The organism is Serratia sp. BNK-4 (assembly GCF_048685115.1).
Lineage (GTDB): Bacteria > Pseudomonadota > Gammaproteobacteria > Enterobacterales > Enterobacteriaceae > Serratia > Serratia bockelmannii.
The window spans coordinates 466,950-491,527 of sequence record NZ_JBLQTM010000001.1; the positions used below are offsets into that span (position 1 = coordinate 466,950).

At 61.1% G+C, this 24,578-nt stretch carries 24 protein-coding genes; 15 read left to right on the plus strand and 9 right to left on the minus strand.

What is annotated here, in order from left to right; translation table 11 throughout:
- The 7 genes from murG to lpxC all read left to right on the plus strand — a co-directional run bounded on the left by murG (nt 1) and on the right by lpxC (nt 7,894).
- Nucleotides 1-1,065 (plus strand): undecaprenyldiphospho-muramoylpentapeptide beta-N-acetylglucosaminyltransferase, encoded by a 1,065-nt coding sequence (murG, locus tag ACMGGW_RS02175; protein ID WP_004932773.1) that lies wholly within the window; start codon nt 1-3, stop codon nt 1,063-1,065.
- Nucleotides 1,066-1,149: 84 nt separating this feature from the next.
- Nucleotides 1,150-2,625 (plus strand): UDP-N-acetylmuramate--L-alanine ligase, encoded by a 1,476-nt coding sequence (gene murC, locus ACMGGW_RS02180; protein WP_141997243.1) that lies wholly within the window; start codon nt 1,150-1,152, stop codon nt 2,623-2,625.
- On the plus strand, nt 2,618-3,538 hold the full coding sequence (locus ACMGGW_RS02185) for a D-alanine--D-alanine ligase (protein WP_033641257.1): 921 nt from the start codon (nt 2,618-2,620) through the stop codon (nt 3,536-3,538). The genes murC and ACMGGW_RS02185 overlap by 8 nt, the downstream gene beginning before the upstream one ends.
- Before the next feature lies 1 nt (nt 3,539).
- Nucleotides 3,540-4,391, plus strand: coding sequence for a cell division protein FtsQ (ftsQ, locus tag ACMGGW_RS02190; protein WP_004932761.1), 852 nt, complete (start codon nt 3,540-3,542; stop codon nt 4,389-4,391).
- Nucleotides 4,388-5,644 carry a cell division protein FtsA gene (gene ftsA / locus ACMGGW_RS02195; protein WP_004932758.1) on the plus strand — a complete coding sequence of 419 codons (1,257 nt, stop codon included), beginning with the start codon at nt 4,388-4,390 and terminating at the stop codon, nt 5,642-5,644. The genes ftsQ and ftsA overlap by 4 nt, the downstream gene beginning before the upstream one ends.
- 74 nt (nt 5,645-5,718) lie before the next feature.
- On the plus strand, nt 5,719-6,873 hold the full coding sequence (gene ftsZ / locus ACMGGW_RS02200; protein ID WP_004932757.1) for a cell division protein FtsZ: 1,155 nt from the start codon (nt 5,719-5,721) through the stop codon (nt 6,871-6,873).
- Between the two features lie 103 nt (nt 6,874-6,976).
- Nucleotides 6,977-7,894, plus strand: a complete 918-nt coding sequence (gene lpxC, locus ACMGGW_RS02205) for a UDP-3-O-acyl-N-acetylglucosamine deacetylase (protein WP_004932754.1) — start codon at nt 6,977-6,979, stop codon at nt 7,892-7,894.
- Between the two features lie 114 nt (nt 7,895-8,008).
- On the opposite strand, the gene ACMGGW_RS02210 is transcribed toward lpxC, so the two are convergent.
- A complete protein-coding gene (locus ACMGGW_RS02210; protein WP_025301574.1) occupies nt 8,009-8,524 on the minus strand; it encodes a DUF721 domain-containing protein in 516 nt (171 codons plus the stop codon).
- Between the two features lie 26 nt (nt 8,525-8,550).
- On the opposite strand from ACMGGW_RS02210, the gene secM reads away from it, so the two are divergent.
- The 3 genes from secM (at nt 8,551) to mutT (ending at nt 12,357) form a co-directional block, all read left to right on the plus strand.
- Complete coding sequence (gene secM, locus ACMGGW_RS02215; RefSeq protein ID WP_049204789.1) at nt 8,551-9,081, plus strand: secA translation cis-regulator SecM; 531 nt, start codon at nt 8,551-8,553, stop codon at nt 9,079-9,081.
- Nucleotides 9,082-9,163: 82 nt separating this feature from the next.
- Nucleotides 9,164-11,872: a preprotein translocase subunit SecA gene (gene secA, locus ACMGGW_RS02220; RefSeq protein WP_025301576.1), complete on the plus strand. Its 2,709-nt coding sequence runs from the start codon at nt 9,164-9,166 to the stop codon at nt 11,870-11,872.
- Nucleotides 11,873-11,952: 80 nt separating this feature from the next.
- Entirely contained in the window at nt 11,953-12,357 is a 405-nt protein-coding gene (gene mutT, locus ACMGGW_RS02225; RefSeq protein ID WP_049204788.1) for an 8-oxo-dGTP diphosphatase MutT, read from the plus strand.
- Between the two features lie 39 nt (nt 12,358-12,396).
- Here mutT and yacG read toward each other — a convergent pair whose 3' ends face one another.
- The 3 genes from yacG to coaE are packed head-to-tail and all read right to left on the minus strand — an operon-like array spanning nt 12,397 to nt 14,012.
- Nucleotides 12,397-12,588 carry a DNA gyrase inhibitor YacG gene (gene yacG / locus ACMGGW_RS02230; protein WP_025301578.1) on the minus strand — a complete coding sequence of 64 codons (192 nt, stop codon included), beginning with the start codon at nt 12,586-12,588 and terminating at the stop codon, nt 12,397-12,399.
- 51 nt (nt 12,589-12,639) lie between these two features.
- The gene (gene zapD / locus ACMGGW_RS02235) at nt 12,640-13,392 is read right to left on the minus strand and encodes a cell division protein ZapD (RefSeq protein ID WP_025301579.1); all 753 of its coding nucleotides are present in this window, start codon (nt 13,390-13,392) and stop codon (nt 12,640-12,642) included.
- Between the two features lie 5 nt (nt 13,393-13,397).
- Nucleotides 13,398-14,012 carry a dephospho-CoA kinase gene (gene coaE, locus ACMGGW_RS02240; protein WP_049204786.1) on the minus strand — a complete coding sequence of 205 codons (615 nt, stop codon included), beginning with the start codon at nt 14,010-14,012 and terminating at the stop codon, nt 13,398-13,400.
- Nucleotides 14,013-14,374: 362 nt separating this feature from the next.
- Between coaE and ACMGGW_RS02245 the strand changes: the two genes are divergently transcribed.
- The gene (locus ACMGGW_RS02245; protein ID WP_043135912.1) at nt 14,375-15,418 is read left to right on the plus strand and encodes a GMP reductase; all 1,044 of its coding nucleotides are present in this window, start codon (nt 14,375-14,377) and stop codon (nt 15,416-15,418) included.
- A gap of 54 nt (nt 15,419-15,472) precedes the next feature.
- Here the strand turns inward: ACMGGW_RS02245 and hofC are convergent, their stop codons facing one another.
- From hofC to nadC, 4 genes are all read right to left on the minus strand, one after another.
- Nucleotides 15,473-16,672, minus strand: coding sequence for a protein transport protein HofC (gene hofC / locus ACMGGW_RS02250; RefSeq protein ID WP_025301581.1), 1,200 nt, complete (start codon nt 16,670-16,672; stop codon nt 15,473-15,475).
- The gene (gene gspE / locus ACMGGW_RS02255; protein WP_025301582.1) at nt 16,669-18,111 is read right to left on the minus strand and encodes a type II secretion system protein GspE; all 1,443 of its coding nucleotides are present in this window, start codon (nt 18,109-18,111) and stop codon (nt 16,669-16,671) included. The genes hofC and gspE overlap by 4 nt, the downstream gene beginning before the upstream one ends.
- 5 nt (nt 18,112-18,116) lie before the next feature.
- Nucleotides 18,117-18,554, minus strand: coding sequence for a prepilin peptidase-dependent pilin (gene ppdD, locus ACMGGW_RS02260; RefSeq protein ID WP_025301583.1), 438 nt, complete (start codon nt 18,552-18,554; stop codon nt 18,117-18,119).
- Between the two features lie 189 nt (nt 18,555-18,743).
- A complete protein-coding gene (gene nadC, locus ACMGGW_RS02265; protein WP_025301584.1) occupies nt 18,744-19,634 on the minus strand; it encodes a carboxylating nicotinate-nucleotide diphosphorylase in 891 nt (296 codons plus the stop codon).
- Between the two features lie 84 nt (nt 19,635-19,718).
- Here nadC and ampD point away from each other — a divergent pair, with 84 nt between their 5' ends.
- Nucleotides 19,719-20,315 carry a 1,6-anhydro-N-acetylmuramyl-L-alanine amidase AmpD gene (gene ampD, locus ACMGGW_RS02270; protein ID WP_141997249.1) on the plus strand — a complete coding sequence of 199 codons (597 nt, stop codon included), beginning with the start codon at nt 19,719-19,721 and terminating at the stop codon, nt 20,313-20,315.
- A complete protein-coding gene (gene ampE / locus ACMGGW_RS02275) occupies nt 20,315-21,169 on the plus strand; it encodes a beta-lactamase regulator AmpE (RefSeq protein WP_025301586.1) in 855 nt (284 codons plus the stop codon). Before ampD ends, ampE begins: the two co-directional genes overlap by 1 nt.
- A gap of 60 nt (nt 21,170-21,229) precedes the next feature.
- Here the strand turns inward: ampE and hemL are convergent, their stop codons facing one another.
- Nucleotides 21,230-22,519, minus strand: a complete 1,290-nt coding sequence (hemL, locus tag ACMGGW_RS02280) for a glutamate-1-semialdehyde 2,1-aminomutase (RefSeq protein ID WP_025301587.1) — start codon at nt 22,517-22,519, stop codon at nt 21,230-21,232.
- Nucleotides 22,520-22,693: 174 nt separating this feature from the next.
- On the opposite strand from hemL, the gene clcA reads away from it, so the two are divergent.
- Nucleotides 22,694-24,133 carry a H(+)/Cl(-) exchange transporter ClcA gene (gene clcA, locus ACMGGW_RS02285; protein ID WP_060448159.1) on the plus strand — a complete coding sequence of 480 codons (1,440 nt, stop codon included), beginning with the start codon at nt 22,694-22,696 and terminating at the stop codon, nt 24,131-24,133.
- 89 nt (nt 24,134-24,222) lie between these two features.
- Nucleotides 24,223-24,567: an iron-sulfur cluster insertion protein ErpA gene (gene erpA, locus ACMGGW_RS02290; protein WP_004932708.1), complete on the plus strand. Its 345-nt coding sequence runs from the start codon at nt 24,223-24,225 to the stop codon at nt 24,565-24,567.
- The last annotated feature ends 11 nt before the right edge of the window (nt 24,568-24,578 follow it).

Genomic DNA, 24,578 nt, shown 5'->3' on the forward strand with positions numbered 1-24,578 from the left:
ATGAGCGGGAAACCTAAGCGTTTAATGGTGATGGCAGGCGGTACCGGTGGGCACGTGTTCCCGGGGCTGGCGGTCGCGCATCATCTGATGGCGCAGGGCTGGCAGGTGCGCTGGCTCGGAACCGCAGACCGAATGGAAGCCGATCTGGTGCCGAAGCACGGGATCGAGATCGATTTTATCCGCATCTCCGGCCTGCGCGGCAAGGGCCTGAAGGCTCAATTGACCGCACCGCTGCGGATCTGGCAGGCGGTGCGTCAGGCAAAAGCCATTATGCGCAGCTATCAGCCGGATGTGGTGCTGGGAATGGGCGGTTACGTCTCCGGTCCCGGCGGCCTGGCAGCCTGGCAGTGCGGCATCCCGGTGGTGCTGCACGAGCAGAACGGCATCGCCGGTTTGACCAACCGCTGGCTGGCGCGCATCGCCGCCAAAGTGATGCAGGCCTTCCCCGGCGCGTTCCCGAACGCCGAGGTGGTGGGCAACCCGGTGCGTACCGACGTGTTGGCGCTGCCGTTGCCGGCAGAGCGGTTGCAAGGGCGCGAAGGCCCGATCCGCGTGCTGGTGATTGGCGGAAGTCAGGGCGCCCGCGTGCTGAATCAGACAGTTCCTGAAGTCGCGGCGCGTTTGGGCGATAGAATTACGCTCTGGCATCAGGTTGGCAAGGGCGCGCTGGAAACGGTGCTGCGCGACTACGAAAGGGTAGGGCAGACGCAGCACAAAGTGACCGAGTTCATCGACGACATGGCCGCCGCCTATGCCTGGGCCGACGTGGTGGTCTGCCGCTCCGGCGCGTTGACCGTCAGTGAAATCGCGGCGGCAGGGCTGCCGGCGATCTTCGTGCCGTTTATGCACAAGGATCGTCAGCAGTACTGGAACGCGCGTCCGCTGGAAGAAGCCGGCGCGGCGAAGATTATCGAACAGCCGCAGTTTAACGCCGATGTGGTGGCCGAACTGCTGGCGAGTTGGGATCGCAAGACGCTGCTGGCCATGGCCGAGAAAGCGCGTGCGGTCGCCATTCCGGATGCCACCGAGCGCGTGGCGGCGGAGCTGGTGCGGCTCGCCAAGTAACGAGTGCAGGGGTTCGGTGCGCCGAACCTGAATAAAAGCAATGTGATGTAGGGCCGGGGTACCGGATCCGGATTAGAGAGAGTGATGAATACACAACAACTGGCGAAACTACGTACTATCGTGCCCGAGATGCGTCGCGTCCGGCACATTCACTTTGTCGGCATCGGTGGTGCCGGCATGGGTGGTATCGCCGAAGTGTTGGCAAACGAAGGGTATCAGATCAGCGGCTCCGACCTGGCGCCGAATCCGGTCACCCAACAGTTGAGCGCGCTCGGGGCGACGATTTATTTCAATCACCGTCCGGAAAACGTGCTGGATGCGAGCGTGGTGGTGGTGTCTACCGCCATCTCCGCCGACAACCCGGAGATCGTCGCCGCTCGTGAAGCGCGCATCCCGGTGATCCGCCGCGCTGAAATGCTGGCGGAGCTGATGCGTTTTCGCCACGGTATCGCTATCGCCGGCACGCACGGCAAAACCACCACCACGGCGATGGTCTCGAGCATTTACGCCGAAGCCCGCCTGGACCCGACCTTCGTCAATGGCGGGCTGGTGAAGGCGGCGGGAACCCACGCGCGACTGGGGTCCAGCCGTTATCTGATCGCGGAAGCGGATGAGAGCGATGCGTCGTTCCTGCATCTGCAGCCGATGGTGGCCGTAGTCACCAACATCGAAGCCGACCACATGGACACCTACCAGGGCGACTTCGAGAACCTGAAACAGACGTTTATCAATTTCTTGCACAACCTGCCGTTCTATGGCCGCGCAGTGATGTGCATCGACGATCCGGTGGTGCGCGAGCTGTTGCCGCGCGTGGGTCGCCATATCACCACCTACGGCTTCAGTGAAGATGCCGACGTGCGCATCGAAGACTACCGGCAGATTGGGCCGCAGGGGCACTTTACCCTGAGCCGTCAGGACAAACCGTTGCTGACGGTGACGCTGAACGCGCCGGGCCGCCACAATGCGTTGAACGCAGCGGCGGCGGTGGCGGTAGCGACCGAAGAAGGCATCGACGACGAAGATATCCTGCGCGCGCTGGCGGGCTTCCAGGGCACTGGGCGCCGCTTCGATTTCCTCGGTGAGTTCCCGCTGGAGCCGGTCAACGGCAAAGCGGGCAGTGCGATGCTGGTGGACGATTACGGCCACCATCCGACCGAAGTGGACGCCACGCTGAAAGCGGCGCGCGCCGGCTGGCCGGACAAGCGTCTGGTGATGATCTTCCAGCCGCACCGCTACACGCGTACTCGCGATCTGTACGACGATTTCGCCAACGTGCTGTCGCAGGTGGATGTGCTGCTGATGCTCGACGTGTACGCCGCCGGCGAAGCGCCGATCCCGGGCGCGGACAGCCGCTCGCTGTGCCGCACCATCCGCAGCCGCGGCAAGCTGGATCCGATCCTGGTTTCCGATGCCGATACCGTGCCGGAAACGCTGGCGCAGCTGCTGCAGGATGAAGACTTGGTGCTGGTGCAAGGCGCCGGCAACGTGGGCAAAATCGCCCGTAAACTGGCCGAGCTGAAGCTGCAGCCGCCGAAGAAAGAGGAGGATCACCATGGCTGATAAAGTTGCAGTTCTGCTGGGCGGCACCTCCGCTGAACGTGACGTTTCTCTGCAGTCCGGCGCTGCGGTGCTGGCCGGGTTGCGCGAAGCCGGCATCGATGCGCACGGCGTCGATACCCGCGATTTCCCGGTGACCCAGCTGAAAGAACAGGGTTTCACCAAAGTGTTTATCGCGCTGCACGGCCGCGGCGGCGAGGACGGCACCCTGCAGGGGCTGCTGGAGTTCCTCGAGCTGCCTTATACCGGCAGCGGCGTGATGGCCTCGGCGCTGACCATGGACAAATGGCGCACCAAGATGGTGTGGCAGTCGATGGGCTTGCCGGTGGCGCCTTACGTGGCGCTGAATCGCCAGCTGTATCTCGGCGCCGAAAAAGCGGCGCTGCTGGCGCGCGTGGCGGATCTCGGCCTGCCGCTGATCGTCAAGCCGAGCCGTGAAGGCTCCAGCGTCGGCATGAGCAAGGTCACCGAGAGCGCTGCGTTGGAAGCCGCGCTGGAAGAAGCCTTCCGCCATGACGACGATGTGCTGGTGGAGAAGTGGCTGAGCGGCCCGGAATACACGGTGGCAATGCTGGGCGACCAGGTGCTGCCGTCGATCCGCATCCAGCCGGCCGGTGTGTTTTACGACTACCAGGCCAAGTACATTTCGGACGACACGCAGTACTTCTGCCCGAGCGGTTTGAGCGCCGAGCAGGAAGCCGAGATGGCGGCATTGGCGCTGCGCGCCTACCGCGGTCTGGACTGCAGCGGCTGGGGCCGCGTCGACGTGATGCAAGACAGCGATGGCAGCTTCTATCTGCTTGAGGTGAACACCTCTCCGGGCATGACCAGTCATAGCCTGGTGCCGATGGCAGCGCGCCAGTTTGGATTAAGCTTCTCGCAGCTAGTGGCGAGAATTTTGGAGTTGGCCGACTGATATGTCGCAAGCTGCCCTGAATGCGCGCGATCGCGAGGTGGATAACGGCCCGCGCCGCAGCAATGGAACCCAGTTGGCGGGAATGATTTTCCTGCTGATGGTGTTGGGAACGGTCGTGTGGAGCGGTTGGGCGGTGCTTGGCTGGATGAAAGATGCCAGTCGCCTGCCGCTCTCAAGGCTGGTGGTGACCGGCGAACGCCACTACACCACCAACGATGATATTCGTCAGGCGATCCTGGCGCTGGGCGCACCCGGCACCTTTATGACGCAGGATGTGGACGTCATCCAGCAGCAGATCGAACGTCTGCCGTGGATCAAGCAGGCCAGCGTGCGCAAACAATGGCCGGATGAGCTGAAGATCCATCTGGTGGAGTACGTCCCGGTGGCGCGCTGGAACGATTTGCACATGGTGGACGCCGAGGGCAAAGCGTTCAGCGTGCCGGCGGAGCGGGCGGGCAAGCAGAAGTTGCCGCTGCTCTACGGGCCGGAAGGGAGCGAACAGGATGTGCTGGAGGGCTATCGGGCGATGAGCGCCACGTTGGCGGCCAGCAAGTATACGCTGAAAATGGCGGCGATGACCGCGCGCCATTCCTGGCAGCTGGCGCTGGACAACGATGTTCGGCTTGAGCTGGGGCGCGATGACCGCAACGGGCGTTTGCAGCGGTTTATTGAGCTTTACCCGGTATTGCAGCAGCAGGGCCAGGCGGAGAGCAAGCGTGTCAGCTATGTCGATCTGCGCTACGAGTCCGGCGCTTCGGTAGGGTGGGCTCCGGTGTTGGTCGATCCGCAGGCGCTTGGCGGTCAGCAAAACAGTAATCAGCAACAGAATCAGGCACAGGCAAAACAACAATGATCAAGTCGACGGACAGAAAACTGGTAGTTGGACTGGAGATCGGTACTGCAAAAGTCTCCGCATTGGTAGGGGAAGTTCTGCCCGATGGCATGGTCAACATTATCGGGGTGGGCAGCTGCCCGTCTCGCGGCATGGATAAGGGCGGCGTAAACGACCTGGAGTCGGTGGTGAAGTGCGTACAGCGCGCCATCGATCAGGCCGAGCTGATGGCGGACTGCCAGATCTCGTCGGTGTACCTGGCGCTGTCGGGCAAGCACATCAGCTGCCAGAACGAAATCGGCATGGTGCCGATCTCGGAAGAGGAAGTGACGCAGGACGACGTGGAGAACGTGGTGCACACCGCCAAATCGGTGCGCGTGCGCGACGAACACCGCATCCTGCACGTGATTCCTCAGGAATACGCCATCGATTATCAGGAAGGCATCAAAAACCCGGTTGGGCTGTCCGGCGTGCGCATGCAGGCCAAGGTGCATCTGATTACCTGCCATAACGATATGGCGAAGAACATCGTCAAGGCCGTGGAACGTTGCGGCCTGAAAGTTGACCAACTTATTTTCGCCGGTCTGGCCGCGAGCTACGCGGTGCTGACCGAAGATGAACGCGAACTCGGCGTTTGCGTGGTGGATATCGGCGGCGGCACCATGGATATGGCGGTGTACACCGGCGGTGCGCTGCGCCACACCAAAGTGATCCCTTACGCCGGGAACGTGGTCACCAGCGATATCGCTTACGCCTTCGGCACGCCGCCGACCGACGCGGAAGCGATTAAAGTTCGACACGGTTGTGCGCTTGGGTCGATTGTTAGCAAGGATGAGAATGTAGAGGTGCCTAGCGTCGGGGGACGTCCTCCGCGCAGTCTGCAAAGACAGACGCTGGCTGAAGTCATTGAGCCACGCTACACCGAACTGTTGAATCTGGTTAACGATGAAATTTTGCAATTGCAGGAGCAACTGCGTCAGCAAGGGGTGAAGCATCATCTGGCGGCAGGTATCGTGCTGACCGGTGGCGCCGCCCAGATTGATGGCCTGGCAGCCTGTGCGCAACGGGTGTTCCACACCCAGGTACGCATCGGCCAACCCTTGAACATCACGGGTCTGACGGATTATGCGCAGGAGCCTTACTACTCGACGGCGGTAGGTCTGCTGCACTATGGAAAAGAGTCTCACCTGAGCGGTGAGACAGAGGTAGAAAAACGCGCCTCGGTGGGCAATTGGTTTAAACGCATCAATAGCTGGCTGAGAAAAGAGTTTTAATGTTTCAACAAAGAGATCATGCTGAGTAATCTTTTTATGATCTCGCAGCGACAGGCACAAAACGGAGAGAAACTATGTTTGAACCAATGGAACTAACCAATGACGCGGTGATTAAAGTCATCGGCGTCGGCGGCGGCGGTGGCAACGCCGTTGAACACATGGTGCGCGAGCGCATCGAAGGTGTTGAATTCTTCGCTGTGAACACGGACGCCCAGGCGCTCCGCAAAACGGCGGTTGGCCAAACCATCCAGATTGGTAGCGGTATTACCAAAGGTCTGGGTGCGGGCGCGAACCCTGAAGTGGGTCGCAATTCAGCGGAAGAAGACCGCGAAGCCCTGCGCGCAGCGCTGGACGGCGCAGACATGGTCTTCATCGCAGCCGGCATGGGCGGCGGTACCGGTACCGGTGCGGCGCCAGTGGTGGCTGAAGTGGCTAAAGATTTGGGTATTCTGACCGTGGCCGTGGTGACCAAGCCTTTCAACTTCGAAGGCAAGAAGCGCATGGCATTCGCGGAGCAGGGTATCGCTGAACTGTCCAAACACGTGGACTCGCTGATCACCATCCCGAACGACAAATTGCTGAAAGTTCTGGGTCGCGGCATCTCTCTGCTGGACGCGTTCGGCGCGGCCAACGACGTGCTGAAAGGCGCGGTGCAGGGTATCGCCGAGCTGATCACCCGTCCGGGCCTGATGAACGTCGACTTCGCCGACGTGCGCACCGTGATGTCCGAAATGGGCTACGCGATGATGGGTTCCGGCGTGGCTTGCGGTGAAGACCGCGCCGAAGAAGCGGCCGAAATGGCGATCTCCAGCCCACTGCTGGAAGACATCGACCTGTCCGGCGCGCGCGGCGTGTTGGTCAACATTACCGCTGGCTTCGACCTGCGTCTGGATGAGTTCGAAACCGTGGGTAACACCATCCGCGCGTTCGCTTCCGACAACGCTACCGTGGTTATCGGTACCTCGCTGGATCCAGAAATGAACGACGAACTGCGCGTAACCGTGGTTGCAACCGGTATCGGTATGGACAAGCGTCCTGAAATCACCCTGGTGACCAATAAGCAGGCCAGCCAGCCGGTGATGGATCACCGTTATCAGCAGCACGGCATGTCGCCTCTGCCGCAGGAAGTGAAACCTGCCGCGAAGGTGGTCAACGACCAAGCTGCGCAGCCGAATAAAGAGCCCGACTATCTTGATATTCCAGCCTTCCTGCGTAAGCAGGCAGACTAAGAATATCCTGAGAATTTGGAATCTCCGCTCTTTGTGCTAAACTGTCCCGCCAGCCATGCTGTATGCTTGGCTGGTAGGATGGATAACATTGCGAGATAAAACGATGATCAAACAAAGGACATTAAAACGTATTGTTCAGGCGACTGGCGTCGGTTTGCATACCGGCAAGAAAGTCACGCTGACAATGCGCCCAGCGCCGGCTAATACCGGGGTCATCTATCGTCGCACTGACTTGAATCCACCGGTTGATTTTCCGGCTGATGCAAAATCCGTGCGTGATACCATGCTCTGTACTTGCCTGGTGAATGAGCATGACGTGCGTATTTCGACCGTTGAGCACCTCAACGCCGCGCTGGCTGGGCTGGGCATCGACAACATCGTCATTGAAGTCGACGCTGCTGAAATCCCAATCATGGACGGCAGCGCCAGTCCGTTCGTGTTCTTGCTGCTGGATGCCGGCATCGAAGAACTGAACTCGGCGAAGAAATTCCTGCGTCTGAAAGAGACTGTGCGTGTTGAAGACGGCGACAAATGGGCCGAGCTGTCCCCGCATAACGGGTTCCGCTTGGACTTCACCATCGATTTCAACCACCCGGCTATCGACGCCAGCTCTCAGCGCTATCGCCTTGATTTCTCGGCTGAGTCGTTCGTGCGTCAAATCAGCCGCGCGCGCACCTTCGGGTTTATGCGTGACATCGAATACCTGCAGTCCCGTGGCCTGGCCTTGGGCGGCAGCTTCGATTGCGCCATCGTGGTAGACGACTACCGCGTGCTGAACGAAGACGGTCTGCGTTTCGAAGACGAATTCGTACGTCACAAAATGCTGGACGCCATCGGCGACCTGTTCATGTGCGGCCACAACATCATTGGCGCGTTCACCGCGTTCAAGTCTGGCCACGCGCTGAACAACAAACTGCTGCAGGCCGTGTTGGCCAAGCAGGAAGCGTGGGAATACGTGACCTTCCAGGACGAAGCCGAAATGCCATTGGCATTCAAGGCACCGTCTACCGTATTGGCGTAAGGTCTGAATTCCTCGCCTGCGAATAACGGCAGGCGCATCCCCTGAGAGCCTGAGAATTCAGGCTCGCGATGGTGTGATGCCGGCTGTCAGGTGTTTTGCAGTTCGTGTCGCTGATTACTTATCACGACTGGTTGTGTTGGTACCCTCTCCGGCCAATGCAGCCAGCCGTTCCAATATTTTGCGCAGCTTCTCCGGGCTACGGCTTGCCAATCCTCTCAGTTCCTCCGCACTTTCCAGACTCAAATGCCGCATTGGCACGGGTTTTTCAGGCGCTTTTTCGGCGTTTTGCACCTGGTTGCTGCCTTTCGCCATCAAGGCCGGATTAATCCTGATGTCGATCGACGACAATGATGGTAGAATTTGCGCTCGTAGTGCAGACAGCAAAGCGGGTTGTTCGTAGCGCAAGCGCATCATCCAACTGGCATTTGCCGTTTCGAGCACTAAAATACCCTGTCGGAAATTCGCGACGCGGCACCAGGGATGCAGGGGTGCGGGCAACAGGCCCTTCACTGCACGGTTAAGCTTGAGCAGCGCCACCGCGCGTTGCTGGACGTTTTGCAGCGTCCCTTTGCTGCCGGCAGACGCGTCGTCGAACAGGACATCTAATAATTGTGGACGGCTATCGCGCATAATGGGCTCCGGCGGATTATAAACTCGTGATCGGTATTCTAAATCGTTGGCGACAATTTGGCAGACGTTATTTCTGGCCCCATCTCCTGTTAGGGATGGTTGCGGCCACGCTTGGCGCACCTTCCAATTTGTCCGGTGCCCCCGATCAGGCCGCACTGCCGAGCACATCGTCCAGCCTTAACCGGCAAAATTCGGCCAACGGCACCTTCAACAGCCTGGCCCTGCTGCAGGACGCACATCGCCGTCCTACCTTCAGCGTAGATTATTGGCAGCAACATGCGCTGCGCACCGTCATTCGTCACCTCTCTTTCGCGCTGGCGCCGCAGGCGGTTTATGCGCGGGTGCAGGAGAGCGAAGCCGAAGCGGAACCCCCTTTGCAAGTGGCGCAACTGGCGCTGCTTTCTACTCTCAACGCGCTGCTGACGCACGAGCCGAAGCCGCCGACCATCATTCGCCACACCCACCTTGAGGTGCTGCCCACGCTGGCGCGCCACCAGACCGGCCTGTGGGTGGCGCAGGTGCAGGGCATTCGCGCCGGGCCAGCCGCTCTCGTCTGACTTCGCCCTTCGGGCACAAAAACCATAAATAATAGCAAGTTGACTGCCGTGTTCGGCCGTCATGACAGAGATATCAAACATCATGTTAGTGAAATTATTAACCAAAGTTTTTGGCAGCCGTAACGATCGTACCCTGCGCCGCATGCGCAAAGTGGTTGAGCAGATCAACCGCATGGAACCGGACATGGAAAAACTGTCCGATGACGAGCTGAAAGCGAAAACCAACGAGTTCCGCGCGCGCCTGGAGAAAGGCGAGTCGTTGGACAGCCTGATCCCGGAAGCCTTCGCCGTGGTGCGTGAGGCGAGCAAGCGCGTGTTCGGCATGCGTCACTTCGACGTGCAGCTGCTGGGCGGCATGGTGCTGAACGATCGCTGCATCGCCGAGATGCGCACCGGTGAAGGTAAAACCCTGACCGCGACGCTGCCGGCTTATCTGAACGCCCTGAGCGGCCGCGGCGTGCACGTCGTGACCGTCAACGACTATCTGGCGCAGCGTGACGCCGAAAACAACCGTCCGTTGTTCGAGTTCCTCGGCCTGAGCATCGGTATCAACCTGCCGGGCATGCCGGCGCCGGCCAAGCGTGAAGCTTACGCCGCCGACATCACCTACGGCACCAACAACGAATACGGCTTCGACTACCTGCGCGACAACATGGCGTTCAGCCCAGAAGAGCGCGTGCAGCGCAAACTGCACTATGCGCTGGTGGATGAGGTGGACTCCATCCTGATCGATGAAGCGCGTACGCCGCTGATCATCTCCGGCCCGGCAGAAGACAGCTCCGAGATGTACATCAAGGTCAACAAGCTGATCCCTAAACTGATCCGCCAGGAAAAAGAAGACTCCGACACCTTCAAGGGTGAAGGGCACTTCTCGGTGGATGAGAAGGCGCGTCAGGTCCACCTGACCGAACGCGGCCTGATCCTGATCGAAGAGATGCTGGTGGAAGCTGGCATCATGGATGAAGGCGAATCGCTGTACTCGCCGACCAACATCATGCTGATGCACCACGTTACCGCCGCGCTGCGAGCCCACGTGCTGTTCACCCGCGACGTGGACTACATCGTGAAAGACGGCGAAGTGATCATCGTCGATGAGCACACCGGCCGTACCATGCAGGGCCGCCGCTGGTCCGACGGTTTGCACCAGGCGGTGGAAGCTAAAGAAGGCGTGGAGATCCAGAACGAGAACCAGACGCTGGCTTCGATTACCTTCCAGAACTACTTCCGTCTGTACGAGAAGCTGGCCGGGATGACCGGTACCGCCGATACCGAAGCCTTCGAATTCAGCTCGATCTACAAGCTGGACACCATCGTGGTGCCAACCAACCGTCCGATGATCCGTAAGGATATGCCGGATCTGGTGTACATGACCGAGAAAGAGAAGATCGGTGCCATCATCGAAGACATCCGCGAGCGTACCGCCAAAGGCCAGCCGGTGCTGGTGGGTACCATCTCAATCGAGAAATCCGAAGTGGTTTCCCATGAGCTGACCAAAGCGGGTATCGAGCACAAGGTGCTGAACGCCAAATTCCACGCCATGGAGGCGGACATCGTCGCCCAGGCGGGTCAGAGCGGTGCGGTGACCATCGCCACCAACATGGCGGGCCGTGGTACCGATATCGTGCTGGGCGGCAGCTGGCAGGCCGAAGTGGCGCTGCTGGAAGAACCGACCGAAGAGCAAATTGAAGCCATCAAAGCCGCCTGGAAAGTGCGCCACGATGCGGTGCTGGCGGCGGGCGGCCTGCATATCATCGGCACCGAGCGCCATGAATCGCGCCGTATCGATAACCAGCTGCGCGGCCGTTCCGGTCGTCAGGGCGACGCCGGTTCATCCCGCTTCTACCTGTCGATGGAAGATGCCCTGATGCGTATCTTCGCCTCGGATCGCGTGTCTGGCATGATGCGTAAACTGGGTATGAAAGAAGGCGAGGCGATTGAGCACCCGTGGGTGACCAAGGCGATTGCCAACGCTCAGCGCAAGGTGGAGAGCCGTAACTTCGATATCCGTAAGCAACTGCTGGAATACGACGATGTCGCCAACGATCAGCGCCGCGCTATCTACAGCCAGCGTAACGAATTGCTGGACGTGTCCGACGTGAGCGAAACCATCGCCAGCATCCGCGAGGACGTGTTCAAGAGCACCATCGACAACTACATCACGCCGCAGTCGCTGGAAGAAGAGTGGGACATTCAGGGGCTGGAAGAGCGCCTGAAGAACGACTTCGATCTGGAGATGCCAATTGCCCAGTGGCTGGACAAAGAGCCGGAGCTGCACGAAGAGACGCTGCGCGAACGTATTCTGGAGAACGCCAAAGAGCAGTACCTGCGTAAGGAAGACGTGGTCGGCAGCGAAATGATGCGCAATTTCGAGAAGGGCGTGATGCTGCAGACGCTGGATTCCCTGTGGAAAGAGCACCTGGCGGCGATGGACTACCTGCGTCAGGGCATCCACCTGCGCGGCTATGCGCAGAAGGATCCGAAGCAGGAGTACAAGCGCGAATCCTTCAACATGTTCGCCACCATGCTGGAATCGCTGAAATATGAAGTGATCAGCGTGCTGAGCAAGGTACAGGTGCGGATGCCGGAAGAAGTGGAAGCGCTGGAACAGCAGCGTCGTGAAGAGGCTGAGCGCCTGGCGCAGCAGCAACAGCTGAGCCACCACGACGAGAACGCGCTGGTGACCGAAGATCCGAACGCGCCGGCGACCGCCGAGCGCAAAGTGGGCCGCAACGATCCTTGCCCATGCGGTTCCGGCAAGAAATACAAGCAGTGCCACGGCCGCCTGCAGTAATGCCGGCTGCGGTTAACCGATAACACCCAGGGGTTCAGCTTGCTGAGCCCCTGTTTTTTGGCACCCATCAGGAGGGTGAGATGAAACATCTGAATATCGCCGTGGGCATCATCCGCAATGCTCAACGGGAGATCTTTATTACCCGCCGCGCCGCTGACACGCACATGGCCGGATTTTGGGAGTTTCCCGGCGGCAAGATCGAACCGGGTGAGACGCCGGAACAGGCCCTGAGCCGCGAGTTGCACGAAGAGACCGGTATCGAAGCCGAGCGGGCCGAACTGTTGGAGGTGGTGGAACATCGTTTCAGCGATCGCATCGTGACACTGAATTTTTATCTGGTGGAGCGTTGGGCGGGCGAGCCGTTTGGCCGTGAGGGGCAGCCGATGCGCTGGGTAAAACAGGCCGATCTGCGTGAAGACGAGTTCCCGGAAGCCAACGTCGGCATTATTCAACTGCTGGTAGCGCAGGCGAACGCCGCGCAATAACAAGATTGGCCTGGCGTCCGCCAGGCCTTCAACCGGCGACTAGCGGTCGTCGAGTTCGCTCCAGTCTTCGCTTTCCGACAGATCGCTGTTGCTCGGAATGCGCTTCTCTTCATCGGCCCACTCGCCAAGATCAATCAGCTGGCAGCGCTTGCTGCAAAACGGCCGGAACGGGCTGACTTCACCCCAAACCACGCCGGTGCCACAGGTTGGGCATTTCACTACGGTCGTCATAACGGTTCCTTACGCCTTCTGTCAGTGCTGAGAAGGCTTGCTTTCATGAGTTCAACAACAGGCCAATTCGAACGTCAGGCGTTCAGGCACCACGCCATTTTCGCTGTCCAGCGGCAGGAAACGAATGGCATAACGCGTCTTGTGGCCAGAAATCTGCGGATAAAGCTGCGGCGCCAGATGGAGGCGCAGGCGTAGCAGATCCGCCCCTTCGGCGTTGTCCTGGAAAAAGCCGTTCAGGCTGATTTGATTGCGGAACGGCCCCGACTGACGGATCAGATCCAGCACCATGATCAGCGCCTGGTTCAGCGGATCCAACGATTGCAGCCAGGCGGCGACGTCGGCGTCGCGATCCTGCTGCGGCGCGTGCATCCACATGTGCAGGGTTGGCAGATCGAAGCTGCAGCAGCCGCCGGGAATGTTAAGCCGCTGGCGCACCAGGCCGATCAGCCGGTCTTCACGCAGCGCCTGACCGAGGCGCGGCGCCGCCATCAGCGCCGATGAGCGCGACTTCAACTGGCCGCGCAGCTGATCGATCAGCGCCATATCCACGCCCGGCACATCGGCCCAGGCCAACAGTTTTTGCTGCTGGCGCTCCAGCTCTTTGAGCAGTTCGGTGCGCACTTCGCCGCGCTCCAGCACGTCCAGCAAATCGGAGACGGTGCGGAAAAAGGTAAGGGCGATGGCGGTTTCGCTCAGGGCGCGCTGGCCGTGCAGCTGTTGCAGTAAAAACTCGATGCGCAGCCAGGTGCGCATTTTTTCGTTCAGCGGGTGTTCAAAGAGAACGGTTGGGGAAACATCACTCATGCAGTTTAATCCTGTTGGGGCGCTGTTGCCGCCAGTTCAAGGTAGCGACGATGCAGTGCGGCGACCCGTGGCTCTATCCCCTGAGCGGCGCCGCTGTTGTCAATAATGTCATCCGCCACGGCGAGGCGCTGCTGGCGCGTGGCCTGGGCGGCGAGAATGCTCTGCGCTTGCTCGCGGCTGATGCCGTCGCGCGCGATGGTGCGAGCCAACTGGGTTTCGGTGTCGACGTCGATCACCAGCACCCGATCGGCGCGATCCTGCAGGCCGTTTTCCACCAGCAGCGGCACGACCCACAGCGCGTACGGGCTGGCCGCCTGCGCCAGTTGGCGTTGGGTCTCGCGGTGTATCAGCGGATGCAGTAGTTGGTTCAGCCAGGTTTTGTCATCGGGGTGGCTGAAGATGCGCTGACGTAGCGCAGCGCGGTTCAACGCACCGTCCGGCAGCAACATTTCATTACCAAATTGTTCGGCGATCGCGGCCAACGCAGGGGTGCCCGGCTCGACGACCTGACGGGCGATCACGTCGGCATCGACAAGGGTTGCGCCGTGGCGCGCAAAGGCGTTCGCAACGGTCGTTTTGCCGCTGCCTATGCCCCCGGTCAACGCAACAATGTAGGCCATGGTGTTAGGTGCATCCGATGTTCATAAAAAAATAATAGACGAATCATAAAGCGATCGCGCAGAAGTGCAAGTCGGCAGGCGGCGCTTGCGCGTCGGCCCCGTTCGGGCGGCGAGAAAAAGCGCAGCGGCACGGCAAAAATGAGCGGGTAATCACACTGCGATTATGCAGGTAAATTTGTCGGATTGTAGCGTAAATAAAGGCGAATTCGCAGTCTTGTTCGGCGATTATTAGCGCGTATTATAACGTCACTGGAACTGGCATTAATCTCGCCGCCGTCTTTTTGCGCCACTGGAAAGCCGTCGGGCAGAGGTTCGAACATCCTCCTTGCGATCCGTCGCCATTAACCAGGAAATCATAAGTCATGCGTATTGAAGAAGATTTGAAGTTGGGCTTTAAAGACGTGTTGATCCGCCCTAAGCGCTCCACGCTGAAAAGCCGTTCCGAGGTTGAACTGGAACGTCAGTTTACCTTCAAGCATTCAGGTTGCAGCTGGTCCGGCGTGCCGATTATCGCCGCCAACATGGACACGGTGGGCACCTTCCGCATGGCCGAGGCCCTGGCTTCTTTCGATGTTCTCACCGCCGTACACAAACATTACAGCGTCGAGCAATGGGCTGATTTCGTGCAGCGCATGCCGGAATCGGTGCTGCGCCACGTGATGGTGTCCACCGGCACCTCCGAAGCCGACTTCACCAAAATGCAGCAGATCCTGGCCCTGTCTCCGGCGCTGAAATTCATCTGTATCGACGTGGCCAACGGCTACTCTGAACACTTCGTCGCCTTCCTGCAGAAAGCGCGCGAAGCCTGCCCGAATCACGTGATCTGCGCCGGTAACGTAGTGACCGGCGAGATGGTGGAAGAGCTGATCCTTTCCGGCGCCGACATCGTTAAGGTCGGCATCGGCCCGGGCTCAGTTTGTACCACCCGCGTGAAAACCGGCGTGGGCTACCCGCAGCTGTCGGCGGTAATCGAATGCGCCGATGCGGCCCATGGGCTGGGTGGCCAAATCGTCAGCGACGGCGGCTGCTCGGTGCCGGGCGATGTCGCCAAAGCCTTCGGCGGCGGCGCGGACTTCGTGATGCTGGGCGGCATGCTGGCCGGCCACGACGAGTGCGAAGGCACCGTGGTGGAAGAGAAAGGCGAGAAGTTCATGCTGTTCTACGGCATGAGCTCCGAGTCAGCGATGAAGCGCCATGTCGGCGGCGTAGCGGAGTATCGCGCGGCCGAAGGGAAAACCGTCAAGCTGCCGCTGAGGGGCGAGGTGGAGTTTACCGTGCGCGATATCCTCGGTGGTCTGCGTTCTGCCTGCACCTACGTCGGCGCCGAGCGTTTGAAAGAGCTGACCAAGCGCACCACCTTTATCCGCGTGGCAGAGCAGGAAAACCGCGTCTTCGGCAGCAAATAAGCCACAGCTTGCATTCGGGCGCAGCACACCGCGGCGCCCGCTATCCTCTTCCCCTTATCCCAACACGCTGCCCAGTTGAAAGATAGGCAGGTACATGGCGATCACCAAAGCGCCGACAATCCCGCCCACCACCAGCATCAGCAGCGGCTCCAGCGTTTGCGCCAGCGTATCGGCCAGCTCGTGCGTCTGCCGTTCATACCACTGTGCCAATTTATCCAGCAAGGCGTCCAGCGAACCGGACTCTTCGCCCACCCGCACCAACTGCCGGCACAGCGGCGGAAACAGCGGTTGCAGGCCCATGGCTTGATGAAAGGCTTCGCCTTCGGCGATCTGCCGTCGCACCTGCTCCAGCGCCTGTCGGTACAGCAGATGGTCAGCCGCCAGCGCCGCCGCGCTCAAGCCTTCCACCAGCGTCAGCCCGGCGCGTTGGGTCATGGTCAGGATGCGAAATGTTTGGCTCAGCGCGCCGCCGCTCACCAGCCGGGCGATCAGCGGCAGGCGAAGCAAGAGTGCCTGTTCACGTCTGCGCCACGGCGGGCGCGGATGCAGCCAGCGGCAGTAGCCGAACAGCGATGCGCCGAGCAGCAGCGCCAAATAGGGGCCAACGGCGATCAGCAGCGCGGACAACTTCAATAGCCCTTGGGTAAACCAGGGCAGTGGCGCATCGAACGATTGATAAACCTTGGCGAATTCCGGCAGCACCATCACCAGCATCAGCACGCTGACCAGCAGCGCCACCGCACAGATGAAGAGGGGATACCGCAGCGCCTTGGTCACCTTGCGGCGCAGCAGCAGTTGGGCTTCTTGCTGTTGTGCCAGCTGCAGGCAGCAGCGATCGAGGTTACCGGTCAGTTCGCCGATGGCGATCAGCTGGCGGTAGATCAGGGGAAAAATCCCCGGTTGTTCGGCGAGGGTTTCGGAAAGCGGTTGCCCTTCGCGCACCTGGTCGGCCAACTGGCGCAGCAGGCAGCGCCAGGCTGCCGAAGGATGCTCTGCTGCCAGCAACTGCAGCGCATCGACCAGCGGCAACCCCGCCTGCAGCAGAGTGGCGAGCTGGCGGGTGAAGTGGATTAAGGGTTCTCCACGCCATTGGCCGGGCGTAACGCGTTTGCCGTGCCCGATTCGGCACGGTTGCATGCCTTGCTCAATCAGTAATCGGCTCACCTGCCGTTTTTCTTCGCTCATCAGTTCGCCGCGGCGTAAGGCGCCCTGAGCGTCGAAAGCCTGCCACAGAAACAGGCGGCGCGCTTTCATGACGTGGTTGCGCCGAGCTGGACGACGTCGATCACGCGATACAGTTCTTCCAGCGAGGTCGTGCCTTCGGCGGCCAGAGTCAGCCCGGCCTGCAGCAGCGAAAGCTGCCCCTGCTCACGGGCGATATTCGCCAGCAGGCTAGGAGCAGCGTTCGCCAGCAGCGCCGCCTGTATTTCCGGCGTAATGGCCAACAGCTCATACACGCCGATGCGCCCATAGTAGCCGCCGAAGCAGTGCTCGCAGCCGTCGGCGCGCCAGGCGGTCAGCGGTTCTGGCCAGATCGCGGTGGGAAAATGCGTCGGCTGGCTTTGCGGGTAGCGGCAGTGGCGGCACAGCCTGCGCACCAACCGCTGCGCGACGATCAGCTTCAGGCAGCCGGCGAGCAGGTAGCCGGGGATCCCCATGTGCATCAGCCGCGTCAGGGTTTCGCCAGTGGAGTTGGTATGCAGCGTTGACAGCACCAGGTGGCCAGTTTGCGCGGCCTTGACCGCGATCTCGGCGGTTTCCGTATCGCGGATCTCGCCGATCATGATGACGTCCGGATCCTGACGCAGCAGGGCGCGCAGCACCCGGGCGAAGCTCAGCTCGGTTTTGGCGTTGATCTGGGTCTGATTAATGCCGAACAGCGGGATCTCGACCGGATCCTCGACGCTGCATAGGTTGCTTTGCGCATCGTTCAACTGGCGCAGACCGCTGTACAGCGTCACCGTCTTGCCGCTGCCGGTCGGGCCGGTCACCAGGATTAACCCTTGCGGGCAGGCCAGCGCCGTCGCGTAGCGCGCCAGATCCGCCCGGCTCATGCCCAGTTTATCCAGCGGCAGCTCCTGCTGCTCACCCTGCTGGACGCGCAGTACCACCTTTTCGCCGTGCAGCGTCGGCAGGGTGGCGATACGCATGGCATAGCGCGCGCTGTCCAGCGTCAGGCTGAGCTGCCCGTCCTGAGGCTGACGGCGCTCGGCGATATCCAACTGGCCGAGGATCTTCAGCCGGGCGATGAGGCGCGCGGTCAGCTGCGGCGGCGGTGAGGCGAGGGTTTGCAGCACGCCGTCGATGCGCAGACGAATGCGAAAATGCTGCCGAAAGGGCTCGAAGTGGATGTCCGAGGCGCGGCGCTGAATGGCCAGGCGCAGCGTCTGGTTGATGAACTGTACCACCGGCGCATCGCCGTCGTCGGGGTAGGCGATATCGGTTGTGTCCTCTTCGGCCGCCAGCGGTGCCGAGAGCGGCTCGTGGTGCTGATTCAGCGCCAGCTCCAACCTGGCCGCCGGCCATTGTTCCAGATGGATGCGTTTGCCGGTGGCGAAACGCAGCGCCGCCAGCAGCCCCTGCGGCGCTTCTTCGCTGAGCGCGACCGTCAGGGTGGTCGGGTCTTCGCTCAGCGCCAGCGCCTGATAGCGCCGACACAGGGTGTGAACCTCTTCGCTGATTTGCGCGTTCATCGCTGCTACTCCGCTGCGTCGTCGAAGCGGAAGACTTCCCGGCACACCTCAACCAGCGTCGCGTTTTCGCTGCTGCACAGCCGGGTCCAGTGGGTCAGCCCATCGGCGTTCGATTTGGGGGTTAACGCCACCGCCAGCCCCTGCAGCGTTTGGGCGCCGGTCAGCGTGATGACGCCTTTAACGACTTTCACCCCGCTGACGTAACGCGACGCGCCGCCGGTGGGAATGCCTTTGCTGCCGGCTTCACAGCCGGCGGGCGCGCCTTCATCCAGCACGCACAGTTCGACCGCCAGTTTATACGGCGCCATGGTTTGCAGCATGTCGGTCATCGCCGCTTTCTGGATGTAGCGCTGGTAGGCGGGAATGCCGATGGCGCTGAGGATGGCGATGATGGCGATCACCACCATCAGTTCGATCAGGCTAAAGCCGCGTTGCGTTTCCATGCGTTGTTTCCTCCATAAGGGTGTGGAAAACAACGGTAGCGGTTTGCGCGGGGGAACGGCGAGCGGGTTTTACGCGTTTCTCGGCGTGCTTCCATCAGTAATGATGCCGTTTGCAGCGGAGGGAAAAACGGTGCGAGGGGCTTCGCAAATCTGCGGTAACGCCCCCGGCGGCGGCCGGGGGCGAGGGGATCATTTGAAGCGCATCGACAGATCGAGCGCGGTCACATGTTTGGTCAGCGCGCCGACCGAAATGTAATCCACGCCGGTCTCGGCGAAGGTGCGCAGCGTCTCGCTGGTGACGTTGCCGGATACCTCCAACTGGGCGCGGCCCTGGGTTTGGGCGACCGCCTGACGCATCATCTCGACGCTGAAGTTGTCCAGCATGATGATGTCGGCGCCGGCGTCCAGCGCCTGCTGCAGTTCATCAAGCGATTCGACTTCCACTTCCACCGGCACGTCGGCGTGCAGCCAGAAGGCTTTTTCCACCGCGTTTTTGATCGAGCCGGAGGCGATGATGTGGTTTTCCTTGATCAGGAAGGCATCGGACAGCCCCAGCCGGTGGTTGCTGCCGCCCCCGCACAGTACGGCATATTTCAACGCGGTGCGCAGGCCGGGCAAGGTCTTGCGGGTATCGAGCAGGCGAGTCTGGGTGCCTTCCAGCAGAGCCACATAGCGGCTGACCTCGGTCGCCACGCCGGAGAGCATCTGCACGAAGTTCAGCGCGGTGCGCTCGCCGGTCAACAGCACCCGTGCAGGGCCGCGCAGCCGGCAAAGCGGTTGGTTCGGTATCAGACGGTCGCCGTCTGCCACCAGCCACTCCACCTGCACCTGGTTGCCCAACTGAATAAAGACTTCGTTCAGCCAGCGGCGGCCACAGAACACGCCGGCTTCGCGGGTAATGACGGTGGCTTCGGCCTGCTTGTCCGCCGGTAACAATTGCGCGGTAATATCGCGCCCGGCGTCAACTTCACCTCCCAGGTCTTCGCGCAGCGCCTGGGCGACGGAATAGGGAATATCACTTTCAATACGTTCAAGAAGCTCGGTGCGGCGACGGTCGGCACTGTAGCGGCGTGTCGGCATGGAAAACTCCGAAATGGACGGTTAGATCGTAGGGGAACATGCTACTCTGTTGCAGGAATAAGTACCACCGCAGAGAGGTGTCTGATGCAGTTGGAAAATGGCTGGATTGCCGGGGTGACGCGAGTGCTCTCGCCGCACTGCGATCGGCGCCCGGATGACGAGCCGCCCTCGCTGCTGGTCATCCACAACATCAGCCTGCCGCCCGGCGAATTCGGTGGCCCCTATATCGACCAGCTGTTCACCGGCACGCTCGACCCCGCGCAGCACCCTTATTTCGCCGAGATCCATCAGCTGCGAGTGTCTGCGCACTGCCTGATCCGCCGCGACGGAGAGATCGTGCAGTATGTGCCCTTCGACCAACGCGCCTGGCACGCGGGCGTTTCCCTGTATCAGGGGCGCGATCGGTGCAACGATTTCTCCATCGGCATCGAGCTGGAAGGGACTGACCAGTTACCCTACACCGAGGCGCAATACCGCACGCTGCAGGCGGTCACCGTGCTGCTGGCCGAACATTATCCGCCGCTGGCGACGCATATTGCCGGGCATTGCGATATCGCCCCCGGCCGCAAAACCGATCCCGGGCCGGCGTTCGATTGGGATCGCTATCTGGCATCTCTGGAACAACGCGGCGCGCCCGCCGACGCTATGCTTGAGACAAGAAAAAGGGAGAGGAATCGCTAATGACGCTGTTTACGCTGTTGCTGGTTTTGGCCTGGGAGCGCCTGTTCAAGCTGGGGGAACACTGGCAGCTGGATCATCGCCTCGAAGTGGTATTTCAGCGGCTGCATCGGGTTTCGCTGGCGCAGACGCTGGCGATGACCGCCGCCTGGATGGTTGTCGTCTGGGGCGTTCTGTGGTTGTCGCACGGGTTATTCTTCGGCGTGGTGACGCTGCTGCTGTGGATCGTCATCGATCTGCTGTGCGTCGGTGCCGGCATCAAGCGCAAACACTATCGCGCCTACCTGAAAGCGGCGCGGCAGGGGGATACCCATGCCAGCGATCAGATGGCGGAAGAGCTGGCGTTGATCCACGGTTTGCCGGTGGACTGCAGTGAAGAGCTGCGTCTGCGCGAGCTGCAAAACGCGCTGCTGTGGATCAACTTCCGTTATTACCTGGCGCCGCTGTTCTGGTTCGTGGTCTTTGGGCCGTACGGGCCGATCGCGCTGGCGGGATATGCCTTCCTGCGCGCCTATCAAACCTGGCTGGCGCGCCACAATACGCCGCTGGAGCGTTCGCAGTCGGGCATCGATCACCTGCTGAACTGGCTGGACTGGATCCCGGTGCGTTTGGCCGGGGTGGCCTATGCGCTATTTGGCCACGGCGAGCGGGCGCTGCCGGCTTGGTTCGCCTCGCTGGGGGATCGGCATTCGTCGTCGTATCAGGTGTTGACGCGGCTGGCACAGTTCTCGCTGGCGCGCGATCCGCATATGGATCCGGTGCAAACGCCGCGCGCGGCGGTGACGCTGGCGCGTAAGGTGACGATGATCATCGTGGTGGTGGTGGCGCTGTTGACCATTTACGGCACGCTGCTTTAAGCCGCAGCGAAAAACAAAACGGGCGCCGAGGCGCCCATTTTTTTGGCCATCCGGCCGGGATTACAGCTTGGCGAAGCAGCGACGCGCGGCGTCGATGGTGCGCTGGATGTCTTCCTTGCTGTGCGCCACGGACATGAAGCCCGCTTCGAAGGCGGACGGTGCCAGATACACCCCTTCTTCCAACATCAGGTGGAAGAAGCGCTTGAAGCGTTCCACGTCGCACTGCATCACGTCCTGGTAGCAGGTGACCGCCGGCGCGTCGGTGAAGAACAGGCCGAACATGCCGCCGACGTTGTTGACCACCAACGGGATATTCTCTTCCTGCGCCGCATGCAGCAGGCCTGCGGCCAGCATCTCGGTCAGTTCGGTCAGCGTCTGGTGCACGCCAACCTGCGACACTTCGGTCAGGCAAGCGTAGCCCGCCGCCATGGCGATCGGGTTGCCGGACAGGGTGCCCGCCTGGTAGACCGGACCGGTCGGCGCCAGCGCCTCCATCACATCGCGACGGCCGCCGAAGGCGCCCACCGGCATACCCCCGCCGATGATTTTGCCGAGGCAGGTCAGATCCGGCTCAACGCCGTAATAGGACTGCGCGCCGGCCAGCGCCACGCGGAAGCCGGTCATCACTTCGTCGATGATCAAGAGCGCGCCGTACTTGTCGCACAGGGCGCGCAGGCCCGGCAGGAATTCCGGCAGCGGCGGCACGCAGTTCATGTTGCCGGCGACCGGCTCGACGATGATACAGGCGATCTCTGACGGGTACTGTTCAAAGGCGGCGCGCACCGAATCCAGATCGTTATAGGTGCAGGTCAGAGTGTGTTTGGCGAAGTCGGCTGGCACGCCCGGTGAGTTCGGCTGGCCGAGGGTCAGCGCGCCGGAGCCGGCTTTCACCAGCAGGCAGTCGGCGTGGCCGTGGTAGCAGCCTTCGAACTTGATGATTTTATCGCGGTTGGTGTAGCCGCGCGCCAGGCGGATGGCGCTCATGGTGGCTTCGGTGCCCGAGTTCACCATGCGCACCATATCCATCGTCGGCACCAGCTCGGTGACCAGCTGCGCCATTTTGACTTCCATCTCGGTCGGCGCGCCGAAGCTCAGGCCGCGCTGCGCCGCTTCGATCACCGCGTCGCGGATCGCCGGGTGGTTATGCCCCAGCACCATCGGCCCCCAGGAACCGACATAGTCGATATAGGCCTTGCCGTCGGCATCGAACAGGTAAGCCCCGTCTGCGCGCTCGATAAACAGCGGCACACCGCCTACGCCGGTGAATGCACGCACCGGAGAGTTTACCCCGCCGGGGATCAACTGTTGCGCCTGGGCGTACAGACTTTCGGACTTGCTGTGTAGGCTCATAAATCGGCTCCTGGATTCTCTTTTGAATGATTTGACCGCGCTATTCTAGAGGAGAGCGCCGCGTTATGAAACGATCACAGTCAGATACCATTAACGGCAGCGTCCGCCGCCGGGTTGGGGTAGAATTATCGCCCTGCCTATTTGTATTACAAATTACCTGACGAATTATTCGCGATGACAGAATCATACTCACAGCCCGTCGGGACGTTGAGCCCGCGCCTTAGCCGCAGCGATGCGGTGCGCCAGTTTATCCGCCGCGATAAAACGCCGGTGGCGATCTTGTTGATGGCCGCGCTGGTGGGGACGCTGGCTGGTTTGCTTGGCGTGGCCTTCGATAAAGCGGTGGAGTGGGTGCAGCAGCAGCGGCTGGCTTCGCTGGCGCAGGTCGCCGACTCCTGGATCCTGGTGTGGCCGCTGGCGTTTATCCTGTCCGCCGCGCTGGCGGCGCTGGGCTATTACCTGGTGCGGCGCTTTGCGCCTGAGGCGGGCGGCTCGGGCATTCCGGAGATCGAAGGCGCGCTGGAGGAGCTGCGGCCGGTGCGCTGGTGGCGCGTGATACCGGTGAAATTCATCGGCGGCATGGGCACGCTGGGGGCGGGCATGGTGCTGGGGCGCGAAGGGCCCACGGTGCAAATGGGCGGCAACGTCGGGCGCATGGTATTGGACGTGCTGCGCATTCGCGGCGCCGAGGCGCGTCATTCGCTGCTGGCGACCGGGGCCGCCGCCGGGCTGTCCGCCGCGTTCAACGCGCCGCTGGCCGGCATTCTGTTTATCATCGAAGAGATGCGGCCGCAGTTTCGCTACAACCTGATCTCGATTAAAGCGGTGTTTATCGGCGTTATCATGTCGAGCGTGGTGTACCAGCTGTTTAACGGCCAGGGCTCGGTGATCGCGGTCGACAAACTTTCTTCGGCGCCCATCAACACCCTGTGGCTCTATCTGGTGCTGGGGGCGATATTCGGCGCGGTGGGCGTGGGGTTCAACGCGCTGATCTTCCGCACCCAAGACATGTTCGCGCGCCTGCACGGCGGCAGAATGCGCAATATCTTGTTGATGGGTGGGTTGCTCGGCGGCGTGTGTGGCATTCTGGGGTTGATTCAGCCAGAGGCGGCGGGCGGCGGCTTTGGGCTGATCCCGATCGCCGCGGCGGGCAATTACAGCGTCGGCATGTTGATGTTTATCTTCATTACCCGCATCTTCACCACGCTGCTGTGCTTCGGTTCCGGCGCGCCGGGTGGCATCTTTGCGCCGATGCTGGCGCTGGGCACGCTGTTCGGCACCGCCTTCGGGCTGGCGGGGGCGCATCTGTTCCCGCAATACGGCATCGAAGCGGGCACCTTCGCCATCGCCGGTATGGGGGCGCTGTTCGCCGCCACGGTGCGGGCCCCGTTGACCGGCATCGTGCTGGTGCTGGAAATGACCGACAACTACCAGCTGATTTTACCGATGATCATCACCTGCCTCGGCGCCACGGTAGTGGCGCAGCTGCTCGGCGGCAAGCCGCTGTATTCATCGATCTTGGCTCGCACCCTGCAAAGGCAGGAGGCGCAGCTGGCACGGGAAGCGGCGGAGAAAACAGGTAAAGAAAATACAACAAATGCGGTGAATACTTGAACGCAACACTCAGGTATCGGATAATCGTTAATATTAATCAGGCAGCCATAGTCGCGATCTGATGCTGAACAATGTTGGGAGTAAAGAGTATGAGTGATCAAACGGCACTGCCCCTGCAATTTACCGAGGCAGCAGCAAACAAGGTTAAGTTCCTGATTGCTGACGAAGAAAACCCGAACCTGAAGTTGCGGGTTTACATTACCGGCGGCGGCTGCAGCGGATTCCAGTACGGCTTCACTTTTGACGACAAGGTCAACGATGGCGACATGACCATCGAGAAGCAGGGCGTGGCGCTGGTGGTCGATCCGATGAGCCTGCAGTATCTGGTCGGCGGTTCGGTGGACTACACCGAAGGGCTGGAAGGGTCGCGCTTCGTGGTGACCAACCCGAATGCCAAAACCACCTGCGGTTGCGGTTCGTCGTTCAGCATCTGAGTTTGCCTGTC

What these genes read in the sequence shown, in the direction of transcription:
- murG (WP_004932773.1), top strand. Translation starts at nt 1, where the DNA reads ATGAGCGGGAAACCTAAGCGTTTAATGGTGATGGCAGGCGGTACCGGT.
- murC (WP_141997243.1), top strand. Translation starts at nt 1,150, where the DNA reads ATGAATACACAACAACTGGCGAAACTACGTACTATCGTGCCCGAGATG.
- ACMGGW_RS02185 (WP_033641257.1), top strand. Translation starts at nt 2,618, where the DNA reads ATGGCTGATAAAGTTGCAGTTCTGCTGGGCGGCACCTCCGCTGAACGT.
- ftsQ (WP_004932761.1), top strand. Translation starts at nt 3,540, where the DNA reads ATGTCGCAAGCTGCCCTGAATGCGCGCGATCGCGAGGTGGATAACGGC.
- ftsA (WP_004932758.1), top strand. Translation starts at nt 4,388, where the DNA reads ATGATCAAGTCGACGGACAGAAAACTGGTAGTTGGACTGGAGATCGGT.
- ftsZ (WP_004932757.1), top strand. Translation starts at nt 5,719, where the DNA reads ATGTTTGAACCAATGGAACTAACCAATGACGCGGTGATTAAAGTCATC.
- lpxC (WP_004932754.1), top strand. Translation starts at nt 6,977, where the DNA reads ATGATCAAACAAAGGACATTAAAACGTATTGTTCAGGCGACTGGCGTC.
- ACMGGW_RS02210 (WP_025301574.1), bottom strand. Translation starts at nt 8,524, where the DNA reads ATGCGCGATAGCCGTCCACAATTATTAGATGTCCTGTTCGACGACGCG.
- secA (WP_025301576.1), top strand. Translation starts at nt 9,164, where the DNA reads ATGTTAGTGAAATTATTAACCAAAGTTTTTGGCAGCCGTAACGATCGT.
- mutT (WP_049204788.1), top strand. Translation starts at nt 11,953, where the DNA reads ATGAAACATCTGAATATCGCCGTGGGCATCATCCGCAATGCTCAACGG.
- yacG (WP_025301578.1), bottom strand. Translation starts at nt 12,588, where the DNA reads ATGACGACCGTAGTGAAATGCCCAACCTGTGGCACCGGCGTGGTTTGG.
- zapD (WP_025301579.1), bottom strand. Translation starts at nt 13,392, where the DNA reads ATGAGTGATGTTTCCCCAACCGTTCTCTTTGAACACCCGCTGAACGAA.
- coaE (WP_049204786.1), bottom strand. Translation starts at nt 14,012, where the DNA reads ATGGCCTACATTGTTGCGTTGACCGGGGGCATAGGCAGCGGCAAAACG.
- ACMGGW_RS02245 (WP_043135912.1), top strand. Translation starts at nt 14,375, where the DNA reads ATGCGTATTGAAGAAGATTTGAAGTTGGGCTTTAAAGACGTGTTGATC.
- hofC (WP_025301581.1), bottom strand. Translation starts at nt 16,672, where the DNA reads ATGAAAGCGCGCCGCCTGTTTCTGTGGCAGGCTTTCGACGCTCAGGGC.
- gspE (WP_025301582.1), bottom strand. Translation starts at nt 18,111, where the DNA reads ATGAACGCGCAAATCAGCGAAGAGGTTCACACCCTGTGTCGGCGCTAT.
- ppdD (WP_025301583.1), bottom strand. Translation starts at nt 18,554, where the DNA reads ATGGAAACGCAACGCGGCTTTAGCCTGATCGAACTGATGGTGGTGATC.
- nadC (WP_025301584.1), bottom strand. Translation starts at nt 19,634, where the DNA reads ATGCCGACACGCCGCTACAGTGCCGACCGTCGCCGCACCGAGCTTCTT.
- ampD (WP_141997249.1), top strand. Translation starts at nt 19,719, where the DNA reads ATGCAGTTGGAAAATGGCTGGATTGCCGGGGTGACGCGAGTGCTCTCG.
- ampE (WP_025301586.1), top strand. Translation starts at nt 20,315, where the DNA reads ATGACGCTGTTTACGCTGTTGCTGGTTTTGGCCTGGGAGCGCCTGTTC.
- hemL (WP_025301587.1), bottom strand. Translation starts at nt 22,519, where the DNA reads ATGAGCCTACACAGCAAGTCCGAAAGTCTGTACGCCCAGGCGCAACAG.
- clcA (WP_060448159.1), top strand. Translation starts at nt 22,694, where the DNA reads ATGACAGAATCATACTCACAGCCCGTCGGGACGTTGAGCCCGCGCCTT.
- erpA (WP_004932708.1), top strand. Translation starts at nt 24,223, where the DNA reads ATGAGTGATCAAACGGCACTGCCCCTGCAATTTACCGAGGCAGCAGCA.